At 69.0% G+C, this 13596-nt stretch carries 13 protein-coding genes; 6 read left to right on the top strand and 7 right to left on the bottom strand.

Annotated elements, in window-relative coordinates; translation table 11 throughout:
- Positions 1-17: 17 nt before the first annotated feature.
- The 3 genes from Q8W71_RS19035 to Q8W71_RS19045 all read left to right on the top strand — a co-directional run bounded on the left by Q8W71_RS19035 (position 18) and on the right by Q8W71_RS19045 (position 3787).
- The gene (locus tag Q8W71_RS19035) at positions 18-1202 is read left to right on the top strand and encodes an acetyl-CoA C-acyltransferase (RefSeq protein ID WP_305526973.1); all 1185 of its coding nucleotides are present in this window, start codon (positions 18-20) and stop codon (positions 1200-1202) included.
- A 2-nt stretch (positions 1203-1204) separates the two neighbouring features.
- On the top strand, positions 1205-2401 hold the full coding sequence (locus tag Q8W71_RS19040) for an acyl-CoA dehydrogenase family protein (protein ID WP_305526974.1): 1197 nt from the start codon (positions 1205-1207) through the stop codon (positions 2399-2401).
- Between the two features lie 231 nt (positions 2402-2632).
- Positions 2633-3787, top strand: a complete 1155-nt coding sequence (locus tag Q8W71_RS19045; protein WP_305526975.1) for an acyl-CoA dehydrogenase family protein — start codon at positions 2633-2635, stop codon at positions 3785-3787.
- 179 nt (positions 3788-3966) lie between these two features.
- Here the strand turns inward: Q8W71_RS19045 and Q8W71_RS19050 are convergent, their stop codons facing one another.
- The 4 genes from Q8W71_RS19050 to Q8W71_RS19065 form a co-directional block, all read right to left on the bottom strand.
- On the bottom strand, positions 3967-4839 hold the full coding sequence (locus Q8W71_RS19050) for a tetratricopeptide repeat protein (protein ID WP_370875471.1): 873 nt from the start codon (positions 4837-4839) through the stop codon (positions 3967-3969).
- A 338-nt stretch (positions 4840-5177) separates the two neighbouring features.
- Positions 5178-6272, bottom strand: coding sequence for a 5-(carboxyamino)imidazole ribonucleotide synthase (locus tag Q8W71_RS19055; RefSeq protein WP_305526976.1), 1095 nt, complete (start codon positions 6270-6272; stop codon positions 5178-5180).
- Positions 6269-6763, bottom strand: coding sequence for a 5-(carboxyamino)imidazole ribonucleotide mutase (purE, locus tag Q8W71_RS19060; protein WP_305526977.1), 495 nt, complete (start codon positions 6761-6763; stop codon positions 6269-6271). Before purE ends, Q8W71_RS19055 begins: the two co-directional genes overlap by 4 nt.
- 78 nt (positions 6764-6841) lie before the next feature.
- Complete coding sequence (locus Q8W71_RS19065; RefSeq protein WP_305527032.1) at positions 6842-7021, bottom strand: YdcH family protein; 180 nt, start codon at positions 7019-7021, stop codon at positions 6842-6844.
- Between the two features lie 283 nt (positions 7022-7304).
- On the opposite strand from Q8W71_RS19065, the gene Q8W71_RS19070 reads away from it, so the two are divergent.
- Both Q8W71_RS19070 and Q8W71_RS19075 read left to right on the top strand, forming a co-directional pair.
- Positions 7305-7487 (top strand): YdcH family protein, encoded by a 183-nt coding sequence (locus tag Q8W71_RS19070; protein ID WP_305526978.1) that lies wholly within the window; start codon positions 7305-7307, stop codon positions 7485-7487.
- A 164-nt stretch (positions 7488-7651) separates the two neighbouring features.
- Entirely contained in the window at positions 7652-9586 is a 1935-nt protein-coding gene (locus Q8W71_RS19075) for an AMP-binding protein (RefSeq protein ID WP_305526979.1), read from the top strand.
- A gap of 31 nt (positions 9587-9617) precedes the next feature.
- Here the strand turns inward: Q8W71_RS19075 and Q8W71_RS19080 are convergent, their stop codons facing one another.
- On the bottom strand, positions 9618-10130 hold the full coding sequence (locus Q8W71_RS19080; RefSeq protein WP_305526980.1) for a hypothetical protein: 513 nt from the start codon (positions 10128-10130) through the stop codon (positions 9618-9620).
- Between the two features lie 193 nt (positions 10131-10323).
- Between Q8W71_RS19080 and Q8W71_RS19085 the strand changes: the two genes are divergently transcribed.
- Positions 10324-11442 (top strand): NADH:flavin oxidoreductase/NADH oxidase, encoded by a 1119-nt coding sequence (locus Q8W71_RS19085; protein WP_305526981.1) that lies wholly within the window; start codon positions 10324-10326, stop codon positions 11440-11442.
- A gap of 53 nt (positions 11443-11495) precedes the next feature.
- Here Q8W71_RS19085 and Q8W71_RS19090 read toward each other — a convergent pair whose 3' ends face one another.
- Positions 11496-12704 (bottom strand): hypothetical protein, encoded by a 1209-nt coding sequence (locus tag Q8W71_RS19090; protein WP_305526982.1) that lies wholly within the window; start codon positions 12702-12704, stop codon positions 11496-11498.
- A 9-nt stretch (positions 12705-12713) separates the two neighbouring features.
- Positions 12714-13538, bottom strand: coding sequence for a hypothetical protein (locus tag Q8W71_RS19095; RefSeq protein WP_305526983.1), 825 nt, complete (start codon positions 13536-13538; stop codon positions 12714-12716).
- Between the last annotated feature and the right edge of the window lie 58 nt (positions 13539-13596).

Consider the following 13596-nt stretch of genomic DNA (forward strand, 5'->3'; position numbering starts at 1 on the left):
GTGACCGGAGGGATGCCATGACCGAGGCCGTCGTCGTCTCCACCGCCCGCACGCCGATCGGCAAGGCGCATCGCGGCGCGCTCAACCTCACCCGCGGCGCCGATCTCGCCGCCCACGCCATCCGCGGCGCCCTCGATCGGGCGCGGCTGGAGCCCGAGGCGGTGGAGGAGGTGGTGCTGGGCTGCGGCTACCCGGAGAACGCCACCGGCGGCAACGTCGCCCGGCACGCGGCGCTGGTCGCCGGCATCCCGGTCCAGTCGGCGGGGGTGACCGTCTCGCGCTTCTGCGCCTCGGGGCTGGAGGCGATCGCCTCGGCGGCCCGGCGGATCGTCCTCGACGGGGTGCCGGTGGCGGTCGCGGGCGGGGTCGAATCGATCAGCCTCGTGCAGCCGCGGGTGCAGCGGGAATTGACCCGCAACGCGTGGCTCGAAGCGCACCTGCCGGCGATCTACATGCCGATGATCGAGACCGCCGACATCGTCGCCGAGCGGTACGGCATCTCCCGCGCGGCGCAGGACGCCTTCGCCCTGGAGAGTCAGCGCCGGACCGCCGCCGCGCAGGCGGCGGGGCTGTTCGACGACGAGATCGTGCCGATGAGCGCGGTCATGGCCGTCACCGACAAGGCGACGGGCGAGACGCGCGAGGTCGAGACGCGGCTCACGAAGGACGAGGGCAACCGCCCCGACACGAATGCGGAGGGGCTCGCCAAGCTGAAGCCGGTGCGGGGGGAGGGCGCGTTCATCACCGCCGGCAACGCCAGCCAGCTCTCGGACGGGGCCTCGGCCAGCGTGCTGATGGCGGCGGGGGAGGCCGCCCGGCGCGGCCTCGAACCGCTGGCCACGTTCCGCGGCTTCGCCTCGGCCGGCTGCGGGCCCGACGAGATGGGCATCGGCCCGGTCTTCGCCGTGCCGCGCCTGCTGGAGCGGCACGGGCTCACCGTCGGCGACATCGACCTGTGGGAGCTGAACGAGGCGTTCGCCTCGCAGTCGGTCTACTGCCGCGACCGGCTCGGGATCGATCCCGAGCGGGTCAACGTCAACGGCGGCGCCATCGCGGTCGGCCACCCGTTCGGGATGTCGGGGGCGCGGCTCGTCGGCCACGCCCTGCTGGAGGGCCGCCGCCGCGGGGCGCGCTACGCGGTCGTCACCATGTGCGTGGCCGGCGGGCAGGGCTGCGCCGGGCTGTTCGAGATCGGGGGCTGAGCATGGACCTGCGCTTCACCGCCGAGGAGGTCGCCTTCCGCGACGAGGTCCGGACCTTCCTGCGGGAGAAGATCCCGGCGGAGATCCGGCGCAAGGTTTCGGAGGGGCGGGGGCTCGCCAAGGACGACATCGTCGCGAGCCAGCGCATCCTCAACGCCCGGGGCTGGGCGGTGCCGCACTGGCCGCGGGAATGGGGCGGGCAGGACTGGACGCCGATCCAGCGCTACATCTACACCGAGGAGATCTTCCAGGCCGCCGTGCCGCTGCCCCAGCAGTTCAACTGCTACATGTTCGGGCCGGTGCTCGCGACCTTCGGCCGGCAGGACCAGAAGGAGCGGTTCCTGCCCCGCGCGGCCAACCTCGACGACTGGTGGTGCCAGGGCTTCTCCGAGCCCGGCGCCGGCTCCGACCTCGCCTCGCTGAAGACCCGGGCCGTGCGCGACGGCGACCACTACGTCGTCGACGGCCAGAAGACCTGGACGACGCTCGGCCAGCACGCCGACTGGATCTTCTGCCTCGTCCGCACCGACACCGAGGCCAAGAAGCAGCGCGGCATCTCCTTCCTGCTCATCGACATGACGAGCCCCGGCGTGACGGTCCGCCCGATCCTCACCCTGGAGGGCCGGCACGAGGTCAACGAGGTCTTCTTCGACTCCGTCCGCGTGCCGGTGGAGAATCTGGTGGGCGAGGAGAACCGGGGCTGGGACTACGCCAAGTTCCTGCTCGCCAACGAGCGCACCGGCATCGCCCGCATCGGCCTGACCAAGGAGCGGATGCAGCGGATCAAGCGGCTGGCCAAGGCCATGCCCGCCGGGCCCGGCACGATGTGGGACGACCCCGATTTCCGCGCCCGGGTCGCCGAGGTCGAGGTCGAGCTGAAGGCGCTGGAGATCACCCAGATGCGTGTCGCGGCCAAGCAGGGCCGGGCGGACTCGACCCAGCCCGACCCCGCCTCCTCGCTCCTGAAGATCCGCGGCTCGCAGCTCCAGCAGGCGGCGACCGAGCTGCTGGTCGAGCTCGCCGGCCCGTTCGCGCTCGCCGCCCCGGACCACGGAGCGGGCGCCAACAACCCGCCCGGCGGCTTCGACTGGGTGGACGCGGCCGCGCCGAGCTACTTCAACAACCGCAAGGTCTCGATCTACGGCGGCTCGAACGAGATCCAGCACAACGTCATCGCCAAGGGGATCTTGGGGTTGTGAGCGCCGGCGGCCGGTGATGGCCGCGATGCACCGCCAGCCCCATCCACGCCCTCATCCTGAGGTGGCGCAGCGAAGCGGAGCCCTCGAAGGAGACTTCCAGGGATCGCGGCGTCCTCTGGAATCCTCCTTCGAGGCCCGCTGGCGCGGGCACCTCAGGATGAGGGCATGGGTGGGACGGGCCGCAACGGAGCCGCACCCTACTGTCGATCCGGTCCCGGAGAGGAACGCCCGATGGATTTCGACCTGAACGAGGACCAGTCGCTCCTGCGCGACAGCGTCGAGCGGCTCTGCGCCGACCTCTACCCGTCGCTGGAGGCGCGGCAGGCGCGGCTCAAGGCGCAGCAGGGTTTCCCCGAGGAGGGCTGGCGGCACTTCGCCGAACTCGGCGTCCTCGGCCTGCCGTTCTCCGAGGACGACGGCGGCCTCGGCGGCGGCCCGGTCGAGACGGCCCTCGTGATGGAGGCGGTGGGGCGCAATCTCGCCGTCGAGCCGCTGCTGGCGAGCCTCGTGCTCGGCTCCACCGCCCTGCGGCTCGGCGGCAGCGCGGCGCAGCGGGCGCGCCACGTCCCCGGCGTGATCGACGGTTCGCTCCGGCTGACGCTCGCCCACACCGAGCGGCAGTCGCGCTACGATCTGGAGGACGTGGCGACGACCGCCCGACGCGCGGGCGACGGCTTCACCCTGAACGGGGCCAAGTCCGTGGTGCCGAACGCCGACGCCGCCGGGCTGCTGGTGGTCTCCGCCCGGGTGTCGGGCGAGCGGCGCGACCACCGGGGGATCGGCCTGTTCCTCGTGCCCGCCGACGCGCCGGGGGTCGCGGTCGAACCCTACCCGACGCAGGACGGCGGCCGGGCGGCGGAGGTGGCGTTCACCGACGTGGCGCTGCCCGCCGACGCGGCGCTCGGCGACCCCGAGGGCGGCCTGCCGCTGCTGGAGCGGGTGGTGGAGCACGGCATCGCCGCGCTGGCCGCCGAGGCGGTCGGATCGATGGACGCGCTGCACGCGCTGACGGTGGAGTACCTGAAGACCCGCAAGCAGTTCGGCGTGCCGGTCGGCTCGTTCCAGGCGCTCCAGCACCGGGCGGTCGACATGCTGATCGCCCTCGAACAGGCACGCTCGATGGCGCTCTACGGGGCGATGATGGTCGAGGCGGAGGATGCGCAGGCGCGGGCGGCGGCGCTCGCGGCGGTGAAGGTGCAGGTCAACAAGGCCTGCCGGTTCGTCGGCCAGGAGGCGGTGCAGCTCCACGGCGGCATCGGCATGACGCTCGAATACGTCGGCGCGCACCACTTCAAGCGGCTGGCGATGATCGAGTACCAGCTCGGCGACACGGCCCACCACCTGCGCCGGATCACCCGCTCGGAGGGCGGCCTGCTGGCGGCGTGAGGGCGTCGGCCGTCAGGCGGCCGACGGTGATCCCACCCGCGCCCTCATCCTGAGGCGCCGCAGCGCAGCGGCGGCCTCGAAGGAGACCTCCAGCCGGCCGCGCGATCCCTGGAGCCCTCCTTCGAGGGCCGCTGGCGCGGCCGCCTCAGGATGAGGTCGTGGATGGGACAAGCCTCGCCTCAATTGAACAGCGAGCCGACGCCGCCCTGGACGCGGGACAGGCCGGAGCGGGCGACCGGGTTGTTCGGGTCGATCACCGAGGCGCGCTGGTAGTTCTCCATCGCCTCCTTGCGCTGGCCCGACTTCTCGTAGGCGAGGCCCCGGTAGGCCCAGGAGGTGGCGTCCTTGTTGTTGACGTTGAGCGCCGCGTTGTAGTCCTCGATCGCCTTCGGGTACTGGTTGGTGGCGATCAGGCTCTGGCCGCGGGCGGCGTAGGGCGCGCTGACGAAGGGGTTGCGGTCGATCGCGGCGTCGAAGTCGGCGATCGCCTGGGTGTCCTGGCCCTGCTTCTGCCGCACGAGGCCGCGGGCGTGGTAGGCCTCGGCCGATTCCGGCATGAGCCGGATCGCGACGTTGAGGTCGTTGAGCGCCCCGTCGAGGTTGCCCTGCGCGCGCTCGACGTTGGCGCGGCCGATATAGGCCGGGCCGTAATTCGGGTTGGCGGTGATCGCCCGGGAGAAGTCCTGGAGCGCGGCGTCGTTGCGGCCCATCTGGCGGTAGGCGAGCGCCCGGTTGTTGTAGGCCGAGGCCGAGTTCGGGTCGATCTGCACCGCCTTGGAGAAGTCGGCCACCGCATCGTTGAACTGGCCCGCCCGGGCGTAGGCGGCGCCGCGGGTGGTGTAGGCGCCCGCATCCCCGGGATTGCGTTGGATCACCTCGGTCAGCGAGGCGATGTTGGTGGAGGTGGCGCCCGTCGTGTCGGTCTCCAGCACCGCGTATTGCCGCGCGCTGCTGGCACTGTCGACGGAGATGCAACCGGTGAGCCCGGCGCCCGCCAGCATCAAAGCCGCCGTCAGCGCCGTCGTCCGGACGAGCCCGTTCCGTTCCGTCATGCCCCACTCTCCCCGGGACGCCCTCCGCGCCCTGCGCGCGTCGCCCCGCCCTCGCTCCACGTCCGTCCGGTCCGCGCCGCGTTCCGGCCCGCTCGGGACCGGGGGACGTTCGCGCATCGCGGTGAATCCCGGCTTAAAGACCCGGCCCATCCGGCCCGCCCCGGGCCCGTCCGGGCCGGTGCGGCCGATCGGCGGCCGGTCGTGATGCCGTGGAAGCGGCGGGATGTGGCGAAGGTATGGCCCGCGGCCCGGCGGGCGCGGACGGGCCGCCCCGGCGCGTCCGAGGACGGCCGGGTGTGTCGCCGGGGCCGCAGGTCGACGACCCCGGGACGATTGCCTCAGGGGCCCAGGCGGGTGACGTGGCCCATCTTGCGGCCCGGCCGGGCCTCGCCCTTGCCGTAGAGGTGCAGGTGCGCGCCGGGCTCGGCGAGCAGCGGCCGCCACCCGTCGGCTTCCGCGCCGATCAGGTTGCGCATCTCCACGGGCAGGCCGCCGACCCGGGCCGGGTCGCCGAGCGGCCAGCCGCAGACCGCCCGGACGTGCTGGGCGAACTGCGAGGTCAGCGCCCCCTCGATCGTCCAGTGCCCGGAATTGTGGACCCGCGGCGCGATCTCGTTGACGACGAGGCGCTCGGCGCCCTCGCGCACCAGGAACATCTCCACCGCCAGCACGCCGACATAGTCCAGCGCGTCGGCGATGCGTTTCGCGATCTCGACGGCGGCCGCCGCCGTCTCCGGCGCGACGTCCCGGGCCGGCACCCGGGTCAGTGCCAGGATGTGGTCGCGGTGCTCGTTCTCGCAGAGGTCGAAGGCGGCGAAGCCCCCGTCGGCGCCGCGGGCGGCGACCACCGAGACCTCGCGCTCGAACGGCACGAAGCCCTCCAGGATCAGCGGCGCGCCGCCGAACTCGGCGAAGATCGCGTTGCGGTCGCCGTCGCCGGGCTCGCGCAGGATGCGCTGGCCCTTGCCGTCGTAGCCGAAGCGGCGGGTCTTGAGCACGGCCGGCAGGCCGAGCGCGTCGAGTGCCCGGGCGAGGTCGTCGGGCGTGTCGACCGCGCGGAACGGCGCGGTCGGGATGCCGAGCCGGTTGATGAAGTCCTTCTCCGCGAGCCGGTCCTGGGTGGTCGCCAGCGCCTCGGCGTTCGGGTGCAGGGGCGCGTGCCGGGCGAGGATCTCGGCGGTGGCGCGCGGGATGTTCTCGAACTCGTAGGTCACCGCGTCGACGCTGGCGGCGAAGGCGGCGAGCGCGCCCGCGTCGTCGTAGGCCGCGCAGGTCGTCGCCGCGGCCACGTCGAAGGCCGGGCTGTCCGCGTCGGGGGCGTAGACGTGGGTCCTGAGGCCGTGATTCGCCGCCGCGAGCGCGATCATGCGCCCGAGCTGGCCGCCGCCCACGATCCCGAGGGTGGAACCCGGCCCGATGATCCTGTCCGTCACGGCGCGTCCGCCTCCGGCCGCTCGGCCACCGAAGCCGTCTGCCGCGCCCGCCACGCGTCGAGGCGCTCCGCCAGCCCAGCGTCGGCCAGGGCCAGCACCGCCGCGGCGAGCAGGGCGGCGTTGACCGCCCCCGCCCGGCCGATCGCCAGCGTGCCCACGGGGATCCCGGCCGGCATCTGCACGATCGACAGCAGGCTGTCCTGGCCCGAGAGCGCCTTCGACTCCACCGGCACGCCGAACACCGGCAGGCTGGTCATCGCCGCAGCCATGCCGGGGAGGTGGGCCGCCCCGCCCGCGCCGGCGATCACCACCTTGAACCCGGCCTCCCGCGCGCCCTTGGCGAAGGCCACGAGCCGGTCCGGGGTGCGGTGGGCGGAGACGATACGCGCGTCGTGGGCGACCCCCAGCGCGTCGAGGGTCTCGGCGGCGTGCCGCATGGTCGCCCAGTCGGACTGGCTGCCCATGATGATCGCGACGGGGGGCGCCGACATCGTTCAATCCGGTAAAAGAGGGCGCTTACCCTCGGGGGCCGTCCGCGGCAAGGCGCGGGCGGCGGGCATCCACCGGCATCAGGCGATGATGTCCGGCGTGAGCTGGTCCTCGATGTGGAAGATCCGGTCGCGCAGGGTGAGCTTGCGCTTCTTCAGGCGCTGGATCTGGAGCTGGTCGCCGGCGACGCTGCGCTCCAGCGCGTCGATTGCCCCGTCGAGGTCGCGATGCTCCTCGCGCAGCCGCGCCAGCTCGGCCAGGAGGTCGGACGCCGGGTCGGACGCCGGGTCGGACGCCGGGTCGCCCCCCGGTCCGGAAGCCGGCTCGCCCCCGGCACGCTCACCCGACTCTGCCGTCATCGCCACCCGGGACGTCACAGGGAAAACAGAAGGCCCTTCGACCGTGCGGAGCATGCGTCACGCCCTTGCGGTGAGCAAGCGCCGGGCGCGCATTCGTGAGGGCGGCCCGGCGATAAACGCTTCGACAGGTGCGGCGACCTGTGCCAGTCTCAAGCCGTCGGAACGATGACAGGAGACTCGCTTCATGTCGCTGCAGACGCATCTGAGCCAACTCACCCGGAAGCACGAAGCCCTGGAGCGTGAGATTCAGGAGGCCATCCACAGGCCCTCGGCGAGCGACCTGCACATCGCGGAACTGAAGCGCCGCAAACTCCACCTCAAGGACGAGATCAACCGGCTCCAGCAGGAGGCCGACACCGTCCACTGAGCCCGGACCGGGCGCGCCCGGCCTGCCCGCCGGGCCCCCCGGAGGCCGCGCCGTCCCCGACGGCGCGGTTTTTTCATGCCCGCTGACGCGTTCGGGCCGCATCTGTTAAGTCTCCACCGAAGACGGCCTGAAAGGCCGCCGGACCTGATTTCCGGGGAAACGCCATGCCCTCGCCCGAGACCACGCCCGAGCCCGGCCCCTACAGGCGGGCCTACGCGGAGGCCGCGGGCGACCCCGAGGCGTTCTGGCTCGCGGCGGCCAGGGCGCTCGACTGGGACCGCCCCCCGGAGCGGGCCTTCGACGGGACCTCCGGACCCTACGGCCGCTGGTTCCCCGGCGCCCGGCTCAACGCCTGCCACAACGCCGTCGACCGGCACGCGGACGGGGCGCGGCGCGACCAGGCCGCGATCCTCTACGATTCCCCCGTCACCGGCACCAAGCGGACGATCACCTACGGCGAGCTGAAGGCCGAGGTCGCGACGCTCGCCGCCGTGCTGGCGGGCCTCGGCGTCGGGCCCGGCGACCGGGTGGTGCTGTACATGCCGATGGTCCCGGAGGCGGTGTTCGGGATGCTCGCCTGCGCCCGGCTCGGGGCGGTCCATTCCGTGGTGTTCGGGGGCTTCGCCGCCAACGAGCTGGCGGTGCGGATCGAGGACGCCGCGCCCAAGGTCGTGCTCGCCGCCTCCTGCGGCGTCGAGCCGAGCCGGGTGGTCGCCTACAAGCCGCTGCTCGACGCGGCGCTCGACGCGGCGGCCCACAAGCCCGACGCCTGCCTGATCCTCCAGCGCCCGCAATGCGCCGCGGCGCTGACCGCGGGCCGTGACCGGGACTGGGCCGAGGCGGTCGACGCGGCCCGGGCCGCCGGCGCCACCGCCCCCTGTGCGAGCGTGGCCGCCACCGACCCGCTCTACGTGCTCTACACGTCCGGCACCACGGGCAAGCCGAAGGGCGTGGTCCGCGACGTCGCCGGCCAGCTCGTGGCGCTCGCCTGGACGATGCCGAACCTCTACGGCGTGCAGCCCGGCGAGACCTACTTCTGCGCCTCCGACATCGGCTGGGTGGTGGGGCACTGCTACATCGTCTACGCGCCGCTCGTGCACGGCTGCACCACCGTGCTCTACGAGGGCAAGCCGGTGGGCACCCCGGACGCGGGCGCCTACTGGCGGCTCCTGTCGGAGTACGGCGTCGTCTGCCTGTTCACCGCGCCGACCGCCCTGCGCGCGATCAAGAAGGAGGACCCCGGCGGGGACCTCGTCGCGCGCTACGACCTGAAAAAATTCCGGTCGCTGTTCCTGGCCGGCGAGCGGGCCGACCCGGACTCGGTCGCCTGGGCCGAGCGGGTGCTCGACCGGCCGGTCATCGACCACTGGTGGCAGACCGAGACCGGCTGGCCGATCGCCGGCAACCCGATCGGATTGGAGACCCTGCCGGTCAAGCGCGGCAGCACCTGCGTGCCGATGCCGGGCTACGACGTGCAGGTGCTCGACGAGGGCGGCAAGCCCGTCCCCGCCGGGACGATGGGCACGATCGCGATCCGCCTGCCCCTGCCGCCCGGCTGCCTGCCGACCCTGTGGGGCTCGGACGAGCGCATGCGCCAGAGCTACCTCAGCACCTTCCCGGGCTACTACGACACCTCGGACGCGGGCGTCATCGACGCGGACGGCTACATCACCGTGCTGGGGCGGACCGACGACATCATCAACGTCGCCGGCCACCGGCTCTCGACCGGCGGGATGGAGGCGGTGCTCTCCGCCCACCCGGACGTGGCCGAGTGCGCGGTGATCGGCATCCGCGACGCGCTGAAGGGCGAGGTGCCCTGCGGCTTCGTGGTGCTGAAGGCGCGGGTCGAGCGGGACCCGGCCGAGATCGAGCGGGAGCTCGTGGCCAAGGTCCGCGCGGAGATCGGCCCGGTGGCCGCCTTCAAGCTGGCGCTGACCGTGCCGCGCCTGCCCAAGACCCGCTCGGGCAAGATCCTGCGCGCCACGATGAAGCGCATCGCCGACGCCGAGCCCTGGACCATGCCGGCGACGATCGACGATGCCGGGGCGCTCGACGAGATCGGCGCGAGCCTGAAGGGCCGGGGGATCGGCGCGGGCTGAGCGCGGGGTCGCCCTCCCGCGCCCGGCGGGATCACTCCGCGTCGTCGTCGTCCGCGTCGACGGCCGCGGGCTCCTGCTGCGTCGGCATCGGCTGCACCGCGCCGGGGGCGGGATCGACCCGGGTCGCGACCACCGTCGGCGCCGTCCGCGGGGGAACCGCGGCGACGGGCGCCGAGGGGATGACGGTCGCGCCCGCGGCGACGAGGCCCGCCAGCGCGCGCAGATCGTCCGGCTGGCGCGCGTCGCGGGAGATCAGCTCGGCCTCCTGCTGGAGGCGGAGGTTGCACCCCGGGGACGGCAGGCCGCCGGTCGGGGTACAGGCGTCGTGGCGGGCGCAGGCCGCGTCGAGGGCGTCGACCGGCGGCAGCGGGGCGTTGTTGCCCGGCCCGCAGTAATTGCCGTGGATCAGCATCTTCGGGCCGCCGAACGCGGCGGGCTGGGCGAGCGCCGGGGCGCCGCCGGCGGCCAGGAGGATCGCGGCGGCCAGCGCGGGGAGCGTCCTGGCGCGGGGGCGGGCACAGGCTCGGGCAGGGGAGAGCGTCATGGCAGGACCTTCACGGCGACACACCCCCTCAGGCGGTTCGCGTCGGGCGCTGCAGTGCAGCAGTCAGGCCGTCAAACGGGCGGGCGGCGGGCGCGGTTCCCCCCGCGGTTGCGCGCGGGGCCGTCCCGCAACCCGGTGCTGGCCGCCGCGCGCGGTCCGCGCCAGATAGGCAGCGCACCCTTCGGAGCCGCCGATGACCGCCCGCCTGTTCGAACCGCTCACGCTCGACGCCCTCACCCTCGAGAACCGCATCCTGATCGCGCCGATGTGCCAGTACTCGGCCCGGGACGGGCAGGCGACCGACTGGCACACGATGCATCTCGGCCAGATGGCGATGTCGGGGGCCGGGCTTCTCACCCTGGAAGCCACCGCCGTCTCGCCGGAGGCGCGCATCACCGCCTGGGACCTCGGCCTCTACGACGACGGCTGCGAGCGGGCGCTCGCTCGGGTGCTCGCCGCGGTGCGGGACTACGCCCCGGTCCCGGTCTGCATCCAGATCGCCCATGCCGGCCGCAAGGCGTCGAGCGAGGCGCCCTGGCGCGGCGGCCAGCAGATCGCGCCGGACCACCCCTACGGCTGGCGCACCGAGGCGCCCTCGCCGGTGCCGCACGGGGAGGGCGAGGTGCCGCCCCACGCGATGGACGCGGCCGACATGAAGCGGGTGCGCGACGCCTTCGTGGCGACCGCCAAGCGCGCCGTGCGGCTCGGGATCGAGGCGGTGGAGCTGCACGGCGCCCACGGCTACCTGCTGCACCAGTTCCTCTCGCCGATCGCCAACAAGCGCACCGACGCCTACGGCGGCAGCCTGGAGAACCGCATGCGCTTCCCGCTGGAGGTCTACGACGCGGTGCGCCAGGTCGTGCCCGCAGGCGCACCGGTCTGGCTGCGGGTCTCGGCCACCGACTGGGTCGAGGACGGCTGGGACGTGGCGGACACGGTCGAGCTCGGCCGCGCCCTCAAGGCGGCGGGCTCGCCGGCTTTGCACGTCTCGACCGGCGGCGTCTCGCCCAAGCAGGCGATCACCCTCGGGCCGGGCTACCAAGTGCCCTACGCCGAGCGGGTGAAGGCCGAGACGGGGCTCACCACCATCGCCGTCGGGCTGATCACCGAGGCCGCGCAGGCGGAGGGCATCCTGGCGGAGGGCCGCGCCGACGCGATCTCGCTCGCCCGGGCGATGCTCTACAACCCGCGCTGGCCCTGGCACGCGGCCGCCGAACTCGGCGCCCAGGTCCGCGCCCCGAAGCAGTACTGGCGCTCGCAGCCGCACCAGTTCAAGACGCTGTTCAAGGACACCGCCTTCGGTCAGCGCTGAGCCTGTGATCTCAATCTCGGCAAAACGTGTAACCGATCCGAAATAAGCATCGGTCAATTTTTATTTGTAATGATAGAATTAATTATCGTACTAACCATCTCAGATTTCAATAATGAAATCTCCTGCACGCTAATGCCAGTCTTATTTGAAATTGATCTCACTGAGTTATTATCTGACAAAATCTCCTCAAGAATCGAAATAATTCGATCATTGCGGAAGAACAACCTGCGGAGATCGTCCGCATACGCGTAGCGTCGTTGGCGTGAGTCTGGAATCGGTAGGTTGACCCGCTCTTTCTGTCGGGACAACCTGTCTTGCTTGCCTTTATGCTCGATCCGAGCTCGAATGATATGCGTTACGTCTGATTTAAGATCTTTCATAATATTGTCTAACTCAAAGCTTTTGAGATTCCTTGCGACATAACGTATAATAGCGTCTTTCGCGATGTCACGGATTACGTGATTGGCAGATAAAGTCATAATATCTTTCTTAAAAATCTGTGCTGCGAAAAAACTAAGCCGCCTTTGAACGGTATGCCACGGAAATTTCGACGTGGAGATGACATCAAGCGTCGCCGAAAGCGCAAAACACTTGATGAAATAACGTGTGAAATCGTGCTGTGCTTGACCGAGTTCGATATCGAAGCGAGCCGCTTCACCGATCAAGATCGCCTCGATAATGAATGACCTTGCTGATTCTCGCTGAACTTCTAAATTAATATCGCTTTCTTCGAGTATTATGTGGTGTTTTTGATAGAAGGCGCGCGCAACCGAAATATAACCGTACCGCGTCAATGTCTGACGTAACCAGTGGTTAGCAACGTCGTTGCCGTAGTTTCTCCGAAGGTAGGCAAGTGCCATGTTTCCGATGCGGATTGAATTTGCACTATCCCACGAACCAACAATATCGAACAAAGTTAATGGCAAATCGGAAGATATTTTATCAATTTTGCTCTCTATCTGATTGTATATAGAATATACGCTGCCGATAAATACCTGCTTCCTCCAAAGAAAAATGTCTATCCATTTGCTTCCCGGCTCAACGGCGATCGCTTTAATCCTTTTAATAGCGTCCCTGTCTGCCGATATGGGCTCGAAATCTACAATCGTGCCGGCGTGATCGCCTGGTACCGAACAAATCGCAATATAAAAATCATTGTTGCTGTTTATAATCTCGAAGATCGGCAGCGTAAATCCGTTTCCCATGAGCGGATAGAAGCCGACTAGTCGCGCATAAGGCAATCGTTCTGGGCAATGTCTCACGATACTATCCTACAATGCTCCGACGCAATCGAGAAATCTCTCGAGCTCCGCCTGGATCTCACGATGAAAATCCGATGGCATACGATTTGGTTGCCAGTCATATGAGCAATAAGAGCATTCGGAAGTGCTTAAAAATCCATCGACGTCTCCGTTGATGGCATGCTTGTCCTCAAGAAATTGCTTGGGAAATATCAAGTGATGCACATGAGGAACGAGGGGAACGTGCTCACTGAATGCGACTTCAACCGCCGAAGCTCGCGAGTCAGGCCGGTTGTGTCCAGCTTGCGCGAGTTTGGCGATCTTGAGAAATGTCGCAGGCGCGGCCATCCATACTGGGATGTTCTCGTGAAGCCCCGGAATTAGCACTCCGTGGTAATAGTTTTTGCGCGATGAAAAAGCCCAGTCGACATGCCCTAGCGCTGATGAAAAGTTCGGCTCGAGTTCGAAGTCATCGAGCGCTAAATACGGATTATAGGCCTCATTGAAGGCTCCACTGTGCGCCCCGCCGGAATCAAACGGATATACATGGTGCGGCTCGGGCAATTTCGATGCATTCAAGACGATTGCTGCAGGAAAAAAATCCAGTAGGTCACTTTTTTCTTCGCTGCTCTTCGGCTTATACGCAGCTTTCAAAAGAAAAAAATAATTTAATTCTCTTTTAAATACACGACATCCGTTCGTGATTATCTTCCGCGTCCTTATTATTTCGCGAAGTGCGCCAACGTTACAAATATGCACTAGATAGATTTCGTGCGTCTCGTCGACCTTATTCTGTCTGATACTCCGATCCGGAATGCCGCTTTTGCGCAACTCAAAGCCCTTCTTGCGCATCATTCCCTCAAAAAATAATACAGGCACCTATCCTACTTGACCGCTATCATAGAAAACAATG

It is taken from the genome of Methylobacterium amylolyticum, from assembly GCF_030700245.1.
Lineage (GTDB): Bacteria > Pseudomonadota > Alphaproteobacteria > Rhizobiales > Beijerinckiaceae > Methylobacterium.